The organism is Cupriavidus taiwanensis (genome assembly GCF_900250115.1).
Classification (GTDB): Bacteria; Pseudomonadota; Gammaproteobacteria; order Burkholderiales; family Burkholderiaceae; genus Cupriavidus; species Cupriavidus taiwanensis_B.
On record NZ_LT984803.1, the window covers coordinates 1,994,528 to 2,010,764 of the forward strand.

The 16,237-nt window shown below is 65.1% G+C and carries 13 protein-coding genes and 1 tRNA gene; 8 read left to right on the forward strand and 6 right to left on the reverse strand.

The features are described from left to right. Positions 1–470: 470 nt before the first annotated feature. Both CBM2586_RS09435 and CBM2586_RS09440 read left to right on the forward strand, forming a co-directional pair. On the forward strand, positions 471–749 hold the full coding sequence (locus tag CBM2586_RS09435) for a hypothetical protein (protein ID WP_172583251.1): 279 nt from the start codon (positions 471–473) through the stop codon (positions 747–749). 102 nt (positions 750–851) lie between these two features. Beyond that, positions 852–927 (forward strand) — tRNA-His (locus tag CBM2586_RS09440). A gap of 385 nt (positions 928–1,312) precedes the next feature. Here CBM2586_RS09440 and CBM2586_RS09445 read toward each other — a convergent pair. The 5 genes from CBM2586_RS09445 to CBM2586_RS09465 all read right to left on the reverse strand — a co-directional run bounded on the left by CBM2586_RS09445 (position 1,313) and on the right by CBM2586_RS09465 (position 7,043). Next, positions 1,313–1,504, reverse strand: coding sequence for a hypothetical protein (locus CBM2586_RS09445; RefSeq protein WP_145987395.1), 192 nt, complete (start codon positions 1,502–1,504; stop codon positions 1,313–1,315). Positions 1,505–1,796: 292 nt separating this feature from the next. Then, positions 1,797–2,906: an acyltransferase family protein gene (locus CBM2586_RS09450; protein WP_115687311.1), complete on the reverse strand. Its 1,110-nt coding sequence runs from the start codon at positions 2,904–2,906 to the stop codon at positions 1,797–1,799. A 672-nt stretch (positions 2,907–3,578) separates the two neighbouring features. Next, positions 3,579–4,139 carry an NADPH-dependent FMN reductase gene (locus CBM2586_RS09455; protein WP_115661869.1) on the reverse strand — a complete coding sequence of 187 codons (561 nt, stop codon included), beginning with the start codon at positions 4,137–4,139 and terminating at the stop codon, positions 3,579–3,581. Positions 4,140–4,268: 129 nt separating this feature from the next. Beyond that, positions 4,269–5,357 carry an enoyl-CoA hydratase/isomerase family protein gene (locus tag CBM2586_RS09460; protein ID WP_115661868.1) on the reverse strand — a complete coding sequence of 363 codons (1,089 nt, stop codon included), beginning with the start codon at positions 5,355–5,357 and terminating at the stop codon, positions 4,269–4,271. 105 nt (positions 5,358–5,462) lie between these two features. After that, positions 5,463–7,043, reverse strand: a complete 1,581-nt coding sequence (locus CBM2586_RS09465) for a methyl-accepting chemotaxis protein (RefSeq protein ID WP_115687312.1) — start codon at positions 7,041–7,043, stop codon at positions 5,463–5,465. Between the two features lie 243 nt (positions 7,044–7,286). Between CBM2586_RS09465 and CBM2586_RS09470 the strand changes: the two genes are divergently transcribed. Next, positions 7,287–8,150, forward strand: coding sequence for a sterol desaturase family protein (locus tag CBM2586_RS09470; RefSeq protein WP_115661866.1), 864 nt, complete (start codon positions 7,287–7,289; stop codon positions 8,148–8,150). Between the two features lie 48 nt (positions 8,151–8,198). Here the strand turns inward: CBM2586_RS09470 and typA are convergent, their stop codons facing one another. Next, complete coding sequence (typA, locus tag CBM2586_RS09475) at positions 8,199–10,019, reverse strand: translational GTPase TypA (RefSeq protein ID WP_115661865.1); 1,821 nt, start codon at positions 10,017–10,019, stop codon at positions 8,199–8,201. A 186-nt stretch (positions 10,020–10,205) separates the two neighbouring features. Here typA and CBM2586_RS09480 point away from each other — a divergent pair, with 186 nt between their 5' ends. The 5 genes from CBM2586_RS09480 to CBM2586_RS09500 all read left to right on the forward strand — a co-directional run bounded on the left by CBM2586_RS09480 (position 10,206) and on the right by CBM2586_RS09500 (position 16,219). After that, positions 10,206–10,688, forward strand: a complete 483-nt coding sequence (locus tag CBM2586_RS09480) for a MarR family winged helix-turn-helix transcriptional regulator (protein ID WP_115687313.1) — start codon at positions 10,206–10,208, stop codon at positions 10,686–10,688. A gap of 109 nt (positions 10,689–10,797) precedes the next feature. Further along, positions 10,798–12,342, forward strand: a complete 1,545-nt coding sequence (locus CBM2586_RS09485; RefSeq protein WP_115687314.1) for an efflux transporter outer membrane subunit — start codon at positions 10,798–10,800, stop codon at positions 12,340–12,342. A 44-nt stretch (positions 12,343–12,386) separates the two neighbouring features. Then, complete coding sequence (locus tag CBM2586_RS09490) at positions 12,387–13,637, forward strand: HlyD family efflux transporter periplasmic adaptor subunit (RefSeq protein ID WP_115687315.1); 1,251 nt, start codon at positions 12,387–12,389, stop codon at positions 13,635–13,637. Between the two features lie 2 nt (positions 13,638–13,639). After that, positions 13,640–15,259 (forward strand): DHA2 family efflux MFS transporter permease subunit, encoded by a 1,620-nt coding sequence (locus tag CBM2586_RS09495; RefSeq protein ID WP_115687316.1) that lies wholly within the window; start codon positions 13,640–13,642, stop codon positions 15,257–15,259. 171 nt (positions 15,260–15,430) lie between these two features. Further along, positions 15,431–16,219: an IclR family transcriptional regulator gene (locus CBM2586_RS09500; protein ID WP_115687317.1), complete on the forward strand. Its 789-nt coding sequence runs from the start codon at positions 15,431–15,433 to the stop codon at positions 16,217–16,219. Positions 16,220–16,237: the final 18 nt, after the last annotated feature.

The following is a 16,237-nucleotide window of genomic DNA, read 5'->3' on the forward strand; positions in this document are numbered from 1 at the left end:
GTAAGTCGTGATGCTCGATTCCCTGCCGTCGGCAGCGCCGCCCGCAGCGCATCCGCCGAGCAAGGCGGCCAGTGTCGCAACGGCAAGAACCCTCGTCCTCCATCTACACTTGTTCTGCATAGCCTGTTCCCTGCGTTCAATCACGTCGGTTGGGCTCGCGCGTGGCCGAGAGGTTCCATCGCAGGCATGGCGCGGCGTGGAAACGTCGGCTGGCAAGGGGAAGCAAAAAGAGGCAGGCGGTCCATGGGGCGGGCCGCCTGACGGGAAGGTCGAGGGGGGTCAATGTCCCTCGCACTCGAGTATCGCTTCGGGCACGTGCCGCATGAACCCTGCAGAGGTAGGGGCTGTGATCAGCATATTCTTGGCTGGCAGGCGTGGTCGGAACTCATCCAGGACCCGTGGTACGATTTCCGCAGCTCCCCAGGCGAGATCGGGCACGGTATGCGGACCATCCCGGCAGGGGACGCAGCATGGACAAAGACAACGTGGATAAAGAAGCGCCGTTTGGCGTCGTCTATGAAGACTTCAGGGTGATCTGGGTGGCCGAGCAACTTCAGGATGGCAAATGGACCGCCCGCTACTGCTGGCACCCGGGCACCTCGGAAGCCGCAGGCAAGGCGTTGCAGGAAGCCGTGCTGAACGGCAAGTCGCGCCGGCTGCTGGGCCAGTTCGATACGGAGGCCGAGACCATCGCCGCGATCAAGCAGGCGGTGCTGCTCGAGGCCAAGTGGAGCCCGTCCCGCTCGTGAGCGATGGCCTTAAAATTTTTTGTGCGGGATACTAGCCATCTCGAAAATCTGTTTGTATAATCTTGTTTTTCGTCGATCAGCGCTTCGCTGATGACCTCTACGGTGGCTGTAGCTCAGTTGGTAGAGTCCAGGATTGTGATTCCTGTCGTCGTGGGTTCGAGTCCCATCAGCCACCCCAGAATTTCCTCAAAACAGCGCCTACATCGGCGCTGTTTTGCTGTCCGGAACTCGTGAACCTCCTTCTCGGCCGCCGTTTCACAGTAGCTGACGTCATCCGATCATTTTCAGATGGCAGCGAAGTTGGATTCCACGCTTACAACCGCAGCCTAAATGGACGGCGCGATGCCGGATATGCGGACGTCATAGGACTGCACCCTCTTTGCCCCCGCTGCTGGCTATCGTGATGCATCAGGTCCAGGTTGTCCGGCGCCGCGAACCGGGCCGCTAAGTGCTCCCGAATCGACCCGGCGAACGCGCGTGCTCAGCCACCGGCAGCAATTCTCTCCGGACCTCATGCGTGCCTTTCTCGGTATCGTTTGCAGTGACTCATTGCACGCTGAGTCCTATCCGCCCTTGCTGTAATACTTCACGAGGTAGGCGGTGATAAGGCGCTGGTTGCGGCCGCCGCAGCTGGTAGATATCGGCTGATCGGGAGCGCGGCCGTCGCCATGGTGGAAGCCGTCAGTGGCCTGCCCGACGCAGACGTCAGCGAGCGCGCTGAATCCGCCGCCGACGGTCCCGGTGTTCAGTGGCACCTCCAAGCTGCGCACGCCGCGGCTTCGCCACTTCGCACTAGTCGTGCTGCTTTCGCACTGGCCCATATCAACCGAGTGCGCGGCCACGATGCCCGCCGGAGCCGCGCCGCCCGGCCGCTTGATGTCCTTCCTGCCTAAGCGTCAGCGCGCGGCCGGGCAGCCAGACCGCATCCTCAACGTCGATCACGTAGAACATGCCGGACGGCGGACTCCCTTGCTGAATTGCCTGCGAGCGCGCCCATTGAAGCTTGCAGACAAGTGGAACGAATCGGGTCGTGGACGAAGCCGCCGGTCACTTAACCCGGGAGACTGTCGAATTCTTTGCTGACTGAGGGGTATGGAAATGGCCAGACCCAATTCGTTTTCCATGCTGGAGCATGGGTTGTTCGACGTATTTGTAGAAGAATCGGGCAAAACCGAGGGCTACTGCCAGTGCTAGTAGGTACTGAGCGATTTGCACATAGTGCTGACCAGGAGTTGTCGCATATATGGATTTCGCAACGACCAGAACAAACGGGTGTGTCAAGTAAATGCTATATGACATCTCACCGAAATAAGCAAGGTGGCGAGATATCGAAAATAGTTGATATCGCTCGACTACTAGGAAGCCAGCCACGAGGCAGGCACAGGGAAGGCCTCTGAAAAGAATACTCATGCGAGGCTCGTACAGAAAGAAAGCTGCCATAAAAATAACTATTGATGCACAGAGGACGAGCCATACGTAGGAACGGCGAAGAGTGCCAGGAAGGCTACCGTAAAGTCTTGCCAAGACCATGCCAAACACAAATTCAAGGATGATGGGATTTGTGGCCAGCAAGATATACGTGTTTGAGATCCCTTTGTAGAGATGCTCGGGGTCGATCGAAAATTTTCCGGAAAATATGGCTGGAAGAATAACCAATGTGATGGCAAAGTATGTGATTTGAATGGATAACCTTCTTCCTAGGCACAAGAGAGCGGAAAAAGAAAGATAGAAATAAACCTCATAATTTAGTGACCATCCAATCAAGAGAATTGGGAATCCGTAAATGGGAGGGTAATTGGATTCAATTGGAATGAAGAAGAGTGAGCGGAGGATCGGTTCCAGTTCGATCTTGCTGAGATCGCCAAGCATCGCGAAATAGAGCGTGGCAATCCAGTAAGGCGGCGCTACCCTGATTAGTCGCTTAAGCAGGAATTTTATGGGAGCATCGTGAGGCCCGGGCTTATACAAGGCGGTCCACGCGATCACAAAGCCGCTGATCACAAAGAAGAGGTCGACCCCAATATATCCCTTGCGCAGCAGGTCGGATGCGCTGAGCGGAAATGCTGTGGCAAGGGGATCAAAGTGATCCTGCATGTGGTAGGCGACAACCCACATGGCCGCAATCCCCCGAAGCATTTGCAGCGATTGAAATTTCATTATGGAAGGCTCTCGGTTGGCCCAGTATTGCGAACTTTCTTCCACATGCGGCTTGGTGCGCTATCGACCGAAAGAATGAGATGGGCCCCGCTTCGGAAAAAGGCCTTTGGCAGCGAGGACGAGCTCAAAGTGGCGCCCAGCGATTTACCGTAGGCTGGGTTGACCAGGTCTCACCATGGCTGGGGGCTGAGGCGGTTGCCGGCCCCAGTGAACGTAAGCCAGCGGCGACATATTGCTTTCGGACCTGCGTCCGGCTGTCATTTCCGCCAAGGACTGGAAAGGAGTCCTGACTCTGCTATCGGAAGGTGCTGCCAGTTTGCTGTTCCCTTGCACATCTCCGTCCAGGAACCACGCGCACGCCGTCGCGAGAAACCTCGAGTACGAAGCTCGTGCCATACGCTGAGGCAAGCCGGACATCGGTCTCTGTGGAAGCGGGCAGATGCTTGGCACGCATTGCGCTACGGCTTATGGGGAGGCGTCACAACGTGGCCAGGCATAGCGGTAGGGGCGCGACGCAGCCCGCGTACGCTCCGACCTGGCATCGCCGAGGCAGCAGTTTGCCGGTTGGGGTGACGTGGGCAGGGCCGATGAACGCCGCATGAACAGCGCCTGACTCAGGCGCTGTTTTGCTTCCTGGTCACGGTCTTCGGAAGCTGGCGCTGCTGCGCCCCCTCAGCGCGGCGCGTTGCGCTCGATCCAGCCGGCAAAGGTGGTCAAGAACTTGCCAAGGAAGCCCCTGGTCGACTCGTTGGCAATCCCGCCCTGCTCGTCGAACAGCTTGTCGACGCCGCTGATATACGCCTCCGGCTGCTGCAGGATGGGAATATTCAGGAACACCAGCGACTGGCGCAGATGGTGGTTGGCACCGAAGCCGCCGATGGCGCCCGGCGATGCGCTGATGATGGCGCCGGGCTTGCCGTCCCAGACGCTGCTGCCATAAGGGCGCGAACCGACATCGATGGCGTTCTTCAATGGCGCGGGCACCGAGCGGTTGTATTCCGGCGTGACGAACAGCACGGCGTCGGCGCGGCGGATGCGGTCGCGGAACGCGGTCCAGGCCTGGGTCGGCTTGTCGTCGAGGTCCTGGTTGTACAGCTCCAGGCTTCCGATCTCAACGATTTCCAGCCTGAGCTGCGCCGGCGCCAGCGCGATCAGCGCCTTGGCCAGCTTGCGGTTGTATGACTCCTTGCGCAGGCTTCCCACCAGTACAACGACATCACGAGGATCACTCATTGCGGCTCCTTTGACGGTGTGGACGGAATGGCACAGGCGGCGCCCCGCGCCCGGCATGGCCGTGCACGGGCACCAGGCCCCGCCCGTCACTCTACCCGAGTCGGCGCCCGCGCGTGCCGTGCAGCGAGGTCAGGCGTGCCTGCCCAGCGCCGCCAGCGGGTGTTGCTCCGGGCGCCAGGGGCTGTCGAAGAACGACAACGCCTTCTCGCGGCTGACTTCGTCGAGCCGCGCGAATTGCCAGCGCGGGCTGTGGTCCTTGTCGACCGCCAGCGCGCGAATGCCTTCGACGCCGTCACCTTTGCGGAACACGTAGTACATCATGTCCAGCTCCATGCGCAGCTCGTCCTCCAGCGACATGCCGCGCGCGCGGCGGATCTGCTCGAGCGTCACGCACAGCATCAGCGGCGAACGGCTGCGCAGCATGGCGGCGGTCTGCGCGGCCCAGTCGCCGGGGGCATCGCTGACGGCGGCGAGGATGTCCTGCGCGCTGTTGCCGGCGAACAGCTGGTCGATCTGCGCCGACAGCCCGGCCAGCGCGCTCTGCGCCGGCAAGTAATCCGCGCGGTGCGGTGCAGTGAAGGTTTCGATATGCGCCAGCACCGCATCGCCGCTGGCGAACTGCTGCGCGCGCAGCGAATCGACCAGTTCCGCGAGGCGATTGCCGGGCAGGTAGGCGTCGGCCAGGCCGGCATGCAAGGCGTCGGCGGCGTGGATCACGGTGCCGGTCAGGCCCAGGTATTCGCCGATGCGTCCAGGCGTGCGCGCCAGGAACCAGCCACCGCCCACATCCGGGAACAGGCCGATATTGGTTTCGGGCATGGCCATCTTGGTGCGATCGGTGACCAGCCGCAGGCGCGCACCCTGCGAGATGCCCATGCCGCCGCCCATCACCACGCCGTCCATCAGCGCGATATAGGGCTTGGTGTAGCGGTGGATCAGGAAATTGAGCGCGTATTCCTCGACGAAGAACTGGTCGAGCAGCGGATCGCCCGCATGCGCGGCCTGGTGGAAATAGCGGATATCGCCGCCGGCGCAGAACGCCTTGCCGCCGGCACCGGCCACCACCACGGCAGCGATCTCGGGCGCTGCGGCCCAGTCCTTCAGCGCCTGTGTGATGGCGCGGATCATGTCTAGCGACAGCGCATTGAGCGCCTGCGGGCGGTTCAGCGTCAGGTATCCGATGCCACCGCGGACCTCGGTCGTGACGAATTCAGTCATGTCGTACTCCTCCAATGCAACTGGCGATTTTACGCCAGTCACCCTGGCAAGCGCACCCGCGTGGGCAGCTTGCGGCGCATGCAGCCTGGCATGCGCCCCGCCCCCTCAGGCCAGACGGAACGTCGCCACCAGCGAGGTGAGCCGCTGCGCCTGCCCTTCCAGCGACGCCGCGGCGGCCGCCGCCTGCTCCACCAGCGCCGCGTTCTGCTGCGTCATGCTGTCCATCTGCGACACGGCCACGTTGACCTGCTCGATGCCGTTGGACTGCTCGTCCGACGCCGCGCTGATATCGCCGATGATGGCGCTGACGCGCTGCACCGCATCGACGATGTCCTGCATCGCGCGCCCCGCATCATCGACGAGGCCCGAGCCTTCGCGCACGTTGGCCACCGAGGCGCCGATCAGCGCACGGATTTCCTTGGAAGCGCCGGCGCAGCGCTGCGCCAGGTCGCGCACGTCGCCCGCCACCACGGCAAAGCCACGGCCATGCTCGCCGGCACGCGCCGCTTCCACCGCGGCGTTCAGCGCCAGGATATTGGTCTGGAACGCGATCTTCTCGATCACGTCGATGATGTCGACGATCTTGCCCGAGCTGGCGTCGATCGACTGCATGGTATTGACCACGCGCAGCACCGCATCGCTGCCGCGCCCGGCCAGGGTGGCGGCATCGCTGGCAAGCGCGCGCGCCTCGCGCGCGCTGTCGGCATTCTGGCGCACGGTGCTGGTCAGTTCCTCCATGCTCGAAGCGGTTTCCTCCAGCGAAGCCGCCTGCTGCTCGGTGCGCTGCGACAGGTCGGCATTGCCGCTGGCAATCTGCTTGCTGGCCGCGGCGATCGAGTCGGCACCGCCGCGCACATCGCCCACCATCGCCACCAGGCTGGCCTGCATCCGGCCCAGCATGCCGAGCATGCGCGCGGTCTCGTTGCGCGCCGCTTCGTCGGCCAGGGCTTCGTCGCCCCCCGCTTCGCCGCCGGACGCGGCAAGGCTCAGGTCGCCGCCGGCCATCCTTTCGAAGCGCGCAATCGCCGTATCCAGCGGCTGCACGATCGAACGGCGCAGGCGCCATGCCACCACGGTACTGAACACCAGTCCCGCTGCCAGCACGCACACGGACAGCGTGAACAGGTTGCGGTAGCGCTGCTGCGAGGCCTCGTAGACCAGCTTCGCGCTGGCCACCTGCAGTTTGTTCAGCTCGGTGTTGACGGCGGTGAAGGCGATATCGAGCTGCGGAATGGTCTCCAGCACCGCCTTCATCACGCCGTCGCGATCGCCGGCATGCAGCGCGGCGATCATGGGGGCGACACCCTGCTTGAACAGCGCATCGCGTTTGGCGGTAACGTCTTCGACCACCTTCGCCTCGTCGGCCGAACGCGGCAGCGCGAGATAAGCCTGCCAGGCCTTTTCCGAATCGCGCGCAAAGCCTTCCGCGGTCGCGGCGCGCGCCCTGGCGTCGGCCGGATCGGCGGCAAAGGTGGCCTGGTCCAGCAGCACGCGCACCAGCAACTGGTTCGAACGCGCCTCGGCCAGGTGGACCGCGGCCGACAGTTGCTGCTCGTAGATCTGGTGCGTCGCTTCGTTGCTGCGCGACATGCCGAGCCAGCCGACGGCACCGACAATCAGCAACAACACATTGGTCACGACAGTGAGAAACCACAATCTGGCGCCGATGGTCGTGTTCCTGAACATGAATGAGGCTCCGGGAGGAAATAGGAAACTGAAACGAAGGCGGCGCGCCGCGCCGCCACCCTGTCCAACTACGGCGCCGGCACCGCATCCTTTACCCGTATTGATCGCCTTCACATGCGTGACAGAATTGCGTGGCAGTACATCATCGCCATCAAGTGGAGGATGCGGCCCACCCGACCCATATCGCCACCGTTTGGAGGAAGCCCTCGTGGCAATTTCGCGGCGAACAGGCACACTGCCGGGATGAACACCGCATCGCTCGATCCCGGACTCGTGCTGCTGGCCTTCGCGCCGGTCTTCGTGCTAAGCATCGGCGCCGAAGCGTGGTACTGGGCGCGCCGCGACCCGGCCGTCTACAGCCTGCGCGATACGCTCTGCAACGCCGCGCTGGCGCTGATGCACCAGGCCTCGGACGCATTCTTCCTCTGGCTGATGGTCCGCACCGTCTATACCTGGTGCTACCAGCACGGCCTGCAGGCGATGCCGCAGACGCTGTGGTCGTTCGCGCTGCTGCTGTTGCTGCAGGACTTGCTCTACTACTGGTTCCATCGCGCCAGCCATCGCGTGCGCTGGCTGTGGGCCTCGCACGTGACGCATCATTCGTCGGAAGGCATGAATTTCTCGACCGCGTTCCGGCAGAGCCTGACCTATCCGCTGTCGGGCATGTGGCTGTTCTGGATTCCGCTGGCGTATATCGGCTTCACGCCCGACTGGGTGATCGTGGCGGTCGGCCTGAACCTGGGCTTCCAGTTCTTCGTCCATACCCGGCTGGGGCAGCGCTGGCCGCTGGTCGAACGGCTGCTGAACACGCCTTCGGTCCATCGCGTCCACCACGCAAAGAACCCGCAGTACATCGACCGCAACTATGCCGGCGTGCTGACGATCTGGGACCGCCTGTTCGGCACCTTCGCCCCCGAGTGCGAGGCTCCGGTCTACGGCATTACGCGCCAGGTGCGCAGCCATGACCCGCTGACGCTGACCTTCCACGAATGGCGCGACATGTTCGCCGATGCCTGGCGCGACCGCGACCTGCGCTACCTGTGGAAGCCGCCGGAATGGCGCAGCCCGCGTGCCGCGGTGCCGGCGACGCTGCCGCGCGCGCAATAAAAAACCGCGCCTGGCAGGCGCGGTTTTTTGTGCTCAGCGCTCAGGCGCTTATGCGCCTTCGCGGGCGGCGCGCTTGCGCTCGTGCTCCTTCAGGTGGCGCTTGCGCAGGCGGATGCTCTTGGGCGTCAGCTCGACCAGTTCATCGTCGGCGATGAATTCCACCGCGTATTCCAGCGACATCTGGATCGGCGGCACCAGTCGCACGGCTTCGTCGGTACCGGAGGCGCGCACGTTGGTCAGCTGCTTGCCCTTGATCGGGTTCACGACCAGGTCGTTGTCGCGGCTGTGGATGCCGATGATCATGCCTTCGTACAGCGCATCGCCCGGCTTGACGAACATGCGGCCGCGGTCCTGCAGCTTCCACAGTGCGTAGGCCACGGCGTCGCCGTCGTCCTGCGAGATCAGCACGCCATTGTGGCGCTCGCCCAGGCCGCCTTCGCGCACCGGCGCGTAGTCGTCGAAGATATGGCTGATCAGGCCGGTGCCGCGGGTCAGCGTCAGGAACTCGCCCTGGAAGCCGATCAGGCCGCGGGCCGGAATGCGGTATTCGAGGCGGGTACGGCCCTTGCCGTCCGACGCCATGTCGAGCAGTTCGCCCTTGCGGCGGCCCAGCTCTTCCATGATGCCGCCCTGGTGACTGTCTTCGACGTCCACCGTCAGCAGCTCATACGGCTCGCACTTGACGCCGTCGATTTCCTTGAACACCACGCGCGGACGCGACACGGCCAGCTCGTAGCCCTCGCGGCGCATGTTTTCCAGCAGGATGGTCAGGTGCAGTTCGCCGCGGCCCGACACTTCGAAGATGGTGTCGTCGCCGGTATCGGCCACGCGCAGCGCCACGTTGGACTTCAGTTCGCGGTCCAGGCGCTCGCGCAGCTGGCGGCTGGTCACGAACTTGCCTTCACGGCCGGCGAGCGGCGAGGTGTTGACGCAGAAGTTCATGGTCAGCGTCGGCTCGTCCACCTTCAGCATCGGCAGCGCGTCCTGGGCGTCCGGGGCGCACACGGTGCAGCCGATGCCCAGTTCTTCAATGCCGTTGATCAGCACGATGTCGCCGGCTTCGGCTTCCTGCACGATCTCGCGCTCCAGACCCTGGAACTTCAGCACCTGGTTGATGCGGCCCTTGATCGGATTGCCTTCCGGGCCGAACTTGACCACCACGTCCTGCAGCGGACGGGCGCGGCCACGCGAGATGCGGCCCACGCCGATCTTGCCGACGTAGCTGGAGTAGTCCAGCGAGATGATCTGCAGCTGCAGCGGGCCGTCGCGATCGTCGTCACGCACCGGCACCTTGTCCAGCACGGTTTCGAACAGCGGCTTCATGTCGCCATCGCGCACGTCTTCGGTCAGGCCGGCAAAGCCGTTCAGGCCCGAGGCGTAGATCACCGGGAAGTCGAGCTGCTCGTCGGTGGCGCCCAGCTTGTCGAACAGGTCGAAGGTCTGGTTGATGACCCAGTCCGGGCGCGCACCCGGGCGGTCGATCTTGTTGACCACCACGATCGGCTTCAGGCCCAGCGCCAGCGCCTTGCGCGTGACGAAGCGGGTCTGCGGCATCGGGCCTTCGACCGCGTCGACCAGCAACAGCACGCCGTCGACCATCGACAGCACGCGCTCCACTTCACCGCCGAAGTCGGCGTGGCCCGGGGTGTCGACGATATTGATATGGGTGCCGTTGTATTCGACGGCACAGTTCTTCGCGAGAATCGTGATCCCGCGTTCCTTTTCCAGGTCGTTCGAGTCCATCACCCGCTCGGCGACTTGCTGGTTGTCGCGGAAGGTGCCTGCCTGGCGCAGGAGCTGGTCGACCAGGGTGGTCTTGCCATGATCGACGTGGGCGATGATGGCGATATTTCGGATGGCGCGGGTCATTGCTGCGTCTCGCTTGGAGAATCTGAGGTAACCCAACATTCTAGCATGTTGCGGCGCAAGATGCGTTGACGGGGCCGCCCCACCCAGCGGGAAAACATTTGCGGATTTCGCAATAACGAATTTCCGTTCTTGCGGATCGTTAAACGTGAACATATATTTGCCTCAGCAAAGATTGCAAAGGCAAAGATGTCACGACCGCCCTCTTCCGTTCCGCCTGCCGCCCCGGCCGGCTCGTTCGATCCCGCCCAGTACCAGATGTGCGACAGCGTCGGCTACCTGATGCAGCGGGCCAAGAACATGCTGGCGCACGGCGTCGAGCAGGAGGTCAGCGCCCTGGACATCACCCAGGCCCAGGCCAGCTGCCTGATGATGCTGGCTACCGGCCGCGCTTCGACCGTCACCGACCTGGGCCGCGAACTGAACACCGACATGGGTTCGGTCACGCGGCTGCTCAGCCGCATGGAAAAGCGCGGGCTGATCGAGCGCCGCCGCCGCGATGCCGACCGCCGCGTGGTCGACCTGTCGGTGACGCCGCAGGGCCAGGAACTGGTGCAGCAACTGCCGGCCATCTTCTGCACGGTCCTGGCGCACCACTTCCGCGGTTTTTCCGAGGACGAGATCCAGTTGCTGCGCAGCATGCTGCGGCGGGTCATCGACAACAGCGGATAGCAGGCTGCGCGCCGGACTTCCGGCACGCCAGATCGTCCGCGCTGGCCAGCCGGCCGGACCCCGTCAGCAGCCCGTAGAAACCGTATGGCTCCGGCCACGGAGCAACACCATGAAACCAGCTCTTTCCTTCCGCTTTACCCAGCCCGCCAGCTCCCGCGGGCTGGCGCGCCGTGCCGGCACGCTCGCCCTGACCGCGCTCGCCGCCGCGGCGCTGGCCGGCTGTGCGGCGCTTGGCGATTCGCACAGCACCCAGACCATGGCCGATCCGGCCGCGATGGCGACTGCGCAAACCCTGCCCGGCGAGCATGGCCAGTGGCCGTCGCAGGACTGGGTCAGCCAGTTCCAGGACCCGCAGCTGAACGCCCTGGTCGACGAAGCGATCCAGGACAGCCCGAACCTGCAGGCCGCCTTTGCCCGCGTGGAGGCCTCGCGCGCCATGGCCGAGGCCACCCGCAGCGCACTCTATCCGCACCTGGAGTTCGAAGGCAGCCTGATCCGCCAGCGCTTCTCCGAGACGGACCTGTTCGAAGGTACCCCGCTGGCGGGATCGTGGCAAAACCAGTCGCGCCTGCAGGTGGGCCTGTCCTATGACTTCGATTTCTGGGGCAAGAACCGCGATGCGCTTGAAGCGGCGCTCTCCGACGACCGCGCGGCCGAAGCGGAAAGCCAGGCCTCGCGCCTGATCCTGGCCACTTCGATCGCCCGCAACTACGCCCGTCTCGCGGCGCTGTACGCCCAGCGCGACGTGGCCGAGCGCGCCATCGCCCAGCGCAGCGACCTGACCGAACTGTCGCGCCAGCGGCTCGCCGCCGGCCTCGACACCCAGGTCGAAACCACGCAGGCGCGCGGCACGGTGGCAGCTTCGCGCACCGACCTGCAGCGCGTGGACGAGGAAATCGCCCTGGCGCGCAACCAGCTTGCGGCGCTGCTGGGCAAGGGCCCGGACCGCGGCCTGCAGATCCAGCGCCCGGTGCTGCTGGCGCAGGCCACGCCAACCCTGCCCGACAACCTGACCATCGGCCTGCTGGGCCGCCGGCCGGACCTGGTGGCGGCACGCTGGCGCGTGGAGGCGGCTTCCAGGGACATCAATATCGCCAAGAAGGAGTTCCTCCCTGACGTCAGCCTGACCGCCTTTGCCGGCCTGGCTGCGCTGGATCCGTCCAGCCTGCTGATGGGCATCAGCCGCACCTTCGGCATCGGACCGACCATCCGCCTGCCGATCTTCGAAGGCGGCAAGCTGCGCGCCAACCTGAAGGGCAAGTACGCCGGCTATGACATCGCCGTGGCCAACTACAACCAGGCGCTGGTCGACGCGCTGCGCGAGACTGCCGACACCATGACCAGCATCCGCGGCGTCGACAAGCAGATCCTGACCCAGCGCGAAGCCCTGGACCTGGCCGAGCACGCCTACGCGCTGGCCACCACCCGCTACAAGGCTGGCCTGGGCACGCAGCTAACCGTGCTCAATGCCGAAAGCAACGTGCTGCAGCAGCGCCGACTGGCGACTGACTTGCAGGCACGTCGGCTGGACCTGCAGATGGGCCTGATGAAGGCGCTCGGCGGCGGCTACCAGGAGCCCACCGAGGGCCACGAGAGCGCCGCCAGCGGCCAGGCGCGGCATCAGGACAACACCCAGGCGGGCGCGCGCGGCTGATCCGCGCACCCAGTGATCGCAGACAAGATTATTCAAAAGACATCATGAGCAACAACCAGCAAGCGGCCGGCACCAACACCCCCCAGCAAGCTCCGGCAACCGGGAACAATGGCAAGCGCAAGCGCATGCTGCTGTCGCTGAGCGCCGCGATCGTCGTCGCCGGCATCGGCTACGGCGTGTACTGGGGGCTGTATGCCCGCCATTTCGAAAGCACCGACGACGCTTATGTCGCCGGCAACGTGGTCCAGGTCACGCCGCTGGTGGCCGGCACAGTGGTATCGATCGCCGCGGACGACACGCAACTGGTCACCGCCGGCCAGCCGCTGATCCAGCTCGACCGCGCCGACACGCAGGTGGCGCTGGAGCAGGCCGAGGCCCAGCTGGCCCAGGCCGTGCGCGAAGTGCGCACGCTGTACGTCAACAACGGCTCGCTCGCCGCCAACGTGGCGCTGCGCGAGGCCGACGTGGCCAAGGCGCGCGACGACCTGCGCCGGCGCCAGGCCATCGCCGGCTCGGGCGCGGTGTCGAATGAAGAGATCTCGCACGCACAGGCCGCGCTCAAGGGCGCCGAGTCGGCGCTGCTGGCCGCGCGCGAGCAGCTGGCATCGAACAAGGTGCTGACCGACCAGACCACGGTCGAACACCATCCCAACGTGCAGCGCGCCGCCGCCAACCTGCGCTCGGCCTACCTGTCGTTCGCGCGTTCGGCGCTGCCCGCGCCGGTGACCGGCTACGTCGCCAAGCGCTCGGTGCAGGTCGGCCAGCGCGTCGCCGCCGGCGCGCCGCTGATGGCGGTGGTGCCGCTGGACCAGGTCTGGGTCGACGCCAACTTCAAGGAGGTGCAGATCACGCATATGCGCATCGGCCAGCCCGTGACGCTGGAAGCCGACGTCTACGGCTCCCGGGTCGAATATCGCGGCAAGGTCGCCGGCTTCTCGGCCGGCACCGGCTCGGCGTTCTCGCTGCTGCCGGCGCAGAATGCCACCGGCAACTGGATCAAGGTGGTGCAGCGCCTGCCCGTGCGCATCGCGCTGGACCCGCAGCAGCTCAAGGACCATCCGCTGCGCGTGGGCCTGTCGATGACGGTCAAGGTCGACGTGCGCCGCGAGGAAGGCGCGGCCATGGCCGCGGCCACGCCGGCCAGGCCGATGCAGACCGACGTCTATGACAAGGTGGCGCAGGATGCCGACCAGCTGATCGTGCGCATCATCGCCGCCAACAACGGTGGCCGCGGCAACGGCCTGTCGTCGGCCAGCGCCGCCGCCACCGAGCCCGCCAAGCCCGCCAATACCTGATCATGGCCACCTCCCCTTCCGCCGCACCGGCCGCGCCCGGGGCGCAGCCGGGCGCCGGCCCGGCGCCGGCGCGGGTACTGCCGCAGCAGCCGCAGCCGCTCACCGGCGGCAAGCTGGTGCTCGGCACCATCGCGCTGTCGCTGGCCACGTTCATGAACGTGCTGGACTCGTCGATCGCCAACGTGTCGATCCCGGCGATCTCGGGCGACCTTGGCGTGGCGCCGAACCAGGGCACCTGGGTCATTACCTCGTTCGCGGTGGCCAATGCGATCTCGGTGCCGCTGACCGGCTGGCTGACCACGCGCTTCGGCGCGGTGCGGCTGTTCATCACGTCGATCCTGCTGTTCGTGCTGGCGTCGTGGCTGTGCGGCGTCGCGCCCAACCTGGAAACGCTGCTGGCGGCCCGGGTGCTGCAGGGAGCGGTGGCGGGGCCGATGATCCCGCTGTCGCAGTCGCTGCTGCTGTCGAGCTATCCGCCCGCCAAGAGCACCATGGCGCTGGCGCTGTGGGGCATGACCACGCTGGTGGCGCCCATCATGGGCCCGCTGCTGGGCGGCTGGATCTCCGACAACATGACGTGGCCATGGATCTTCTACATCAACGTGCCGGTGGGGATCATCACAGCCTACGCCACCTGGGCCATCTACAAGGACCGCGAGACGCCGACCAAGGTGCTGCCGATCGACCGCATCGGCCTGGCGCTGCTGGTGATCTGGGTGGGGTCGATGCAGCTGATGCTCGACAAGGGCAAGGAGCTGGACTGGTTCCACTCCACCGAGATCGTGGTGCTGACGCTGGTGGCGATTGTCGGTTTCCTGTTCTTCCTGGCGTGGGAGACCTATGAGAAGCATCCGATCGTCGACATCTGCCTGTTCAAGGGCCGCAACTTCAGCTCGGGCGTGGTGGCCATCTCGGTGGCATACGGACTGTTCTTCGGCAACCTGGTGATCCTGCCGCTGTGGCTGCAGACCATCGTCGGCTATACCGCGACGGATGCCGGCATCGTGATGGCGCCGGTGGGGATCTTCGCGATCCTGCTGTCGCCGGTGATCGGACGCAACTTGCCGAAGATGGATGCGCGCTGGGTCGCAACCGCCGCGTTCATCACCTTCGGCATCGTCAGCCTGATGCGTTCGGGCTTCACCACGCAGGTCGATACCTGGACGCTGATGGTGCCGACGCTGATCCAGGGTGCGGCGATGGCGATGTTCTTCATCCCGCTGACCTCGATCATCCTGTCGGGGCAGCCGGCCGAGAAGATTCCGGCGGCGTCGGGCTTGTCGAACTTCGTGCGCATTACCTTCGGCGGCATCGGCGCCTCGATCTCGACCACGGTGTGGGAGAACCGCTCTGCCCTGCACCATGCGCAGCTGGTCGAGCAGGTGAATCCGTACAACCCTGCCTACCACGATCAGCTCAGCCACCTGATGCAGATGGGCATGAGCCAGGCGCAGGCGGTGGGGGTGATCGAGCGCAACATCACTCAGCAGGCCGCCATGCTTGGCGCCAACGATATCTTCTGGATCTCGGGGATGCTGTTCTTCGTGCTGATCGGCTTTGTCTGGCTGACGCGGCCGGCCAAGGGCGGCGGCGGATCGGGGGATGCGATGGGGGCGCACTGAGGCATACGCCTGCCGGTGGACAAAGGGACGCTTGCGAGCGTCCCTTTTTTGTCTTCTCGCTGGACCCCTTGTATTCCGGCCCCGGGCGTCCTATGATTTCCGAACCGATTTACGGAACCATGGTTCCTAAAAACGGAACCAAACCGAAGATCAAAGAGACGGAGCGACGGTGTGAGCATTCTGGAAGGCGTGGAATGCGTGCTGGCCATGTTCGAACAGGGGCGGCACGAGGTCACGTTCAACGACGTCATTGACGAACTCGGCCTGGCCAAGAGCTCGGCTTCGCGGCTGCTGGCGCAGATGGTGCGCTACCGGCTGCTGGAGCTGCAGCCATCGACGCGGCGCTACCGCCCCGGGACACTCCTGATCCGCGCCGCCCAGGCGGCGACGCAGGCGCATCCGTTCGACGAGCAATGCCGGACCATCCTGGCCTCGCTGTCGGACTCCACCGGCTTCACCGCCTACCTGTCGATGCTCGACGGCACCGACACGGTGGTCCTGCAGCGCCTGAACGGCAGCAACCCGGTGCAAGTGCTGTCGCCGCCGGGGGCGCGGCGGCCGGCATTCACCACCGCGATGGGCCGCGTGCTGCTCTCGCGCCTGCCGCAAGCCGATTTCAGCGCACGCTATGGCACCTCCGGCGCGCGCAAATTGCCCGAGGCGCCGGCTGGCTGCCCCGCTACCGTGGCCGAGCTGGCCGAGCGCGTGGCAAGCGCCAGCCGCGAGCGCAGCGCGATCGCCGTGAATGAAGGCATGCCGGGCATCGGCGCGGTGGCCACCACGCTGGCCGATCCGCTTTCCGGCGATGTGCGCGGCCTGTGCCTGTCGTTCACCGCGATGCAGGTCAGCCAGGCCCAGGCCCACGCGCTGCGGGAAACGCTGGTGCAGGCGGTGGCGCCGGTCGGGCAGCGCATCGGCGATCCGCTCTGGCTCCAACCCGGCGACACCGCCGGTCACTAGCCATCCCGGCAGCTAAAT

Bases quoted from the DNA above. Each gene is read 5' to 3' on its own strand.
- CBM2586_RS09480 (WP_115687313.1), top strand. From the start codon at position 10,206: ATGTCACGACCGCCCTCTTCCGTTCCGCCTGCCGCCCCGGCCGGCTCG.
- CBM2586_RS09495 (WP_115687316.1), top strand. From the start codon at position 13,640: ATGGCCACCTCCCCTTCCGCCGCACCGGCCGCGCCCGGGGCGCAGCCG.
- CBM2586_RS09450 (WP_115687311.1), bottom strand. From the start codon at position 2,906: ATGAAATTTCAATCGCTGCAAATGCTTCGGGGGATTGCGGCCATGTGG.
- typA (WP_115661865.1), bottom strand. From the start codon at position 10,019: ATGACCCGCGCCATCCGAAATATCGCCATCATCGCCCACGTCGATCAT.
- CBM2586_RS09465 (WP_115687312.1), bottom strand. From the start codon at position 7,043: ATGTTCAGGAACACGACCATCGGCGCCAGATTGTGGTTTCTCACTGTC.
- CBM2586_RS09470 (WP_115661866.1), top strand. From the start codon at position 7,287: ATGAACACCGCATCGCTCGATCCCGGACTCGTGCTGCTGGCCTTCGCG.
- CBM2586_RS09485 (WP_115687314.1), top strand. From the start codon at position 10,798: ATGAAACCAGCTCTTTCCTTCCGCTTTACCCAGCCCGCCAGCTCCCGC.
- CBM2586_RS09455 (WP_115661869.1), bottom strand. From the start codon at position 4,139: ATGAGTGATCCTCGTGATGTCGTTGTACTGGTGGGAAGCCTGCGCAAG.
- CBM2586_RS09490 (WP_115687315.1), top strand. From the start codon at position 12,387: ATGAGCAACAACCAGCAAGCGGCCGGCACCAACACCCCCCAGCAAGCT.
- CBM2586_RS09460 (WP_115661868.1), bottom strand. From the start codon at position 5,357: ATGACTGAATTCGTCACGACCGAGGTCCGCGGTGGCATCGGATACCTG.
- CBM2586_RS09435 (WP_172583251.1), top strand. From the start codon at position 471: ATGGACAAAGACAACGTGGATAAAGAAGCGCCGTTTGGCGTCGTCTAT.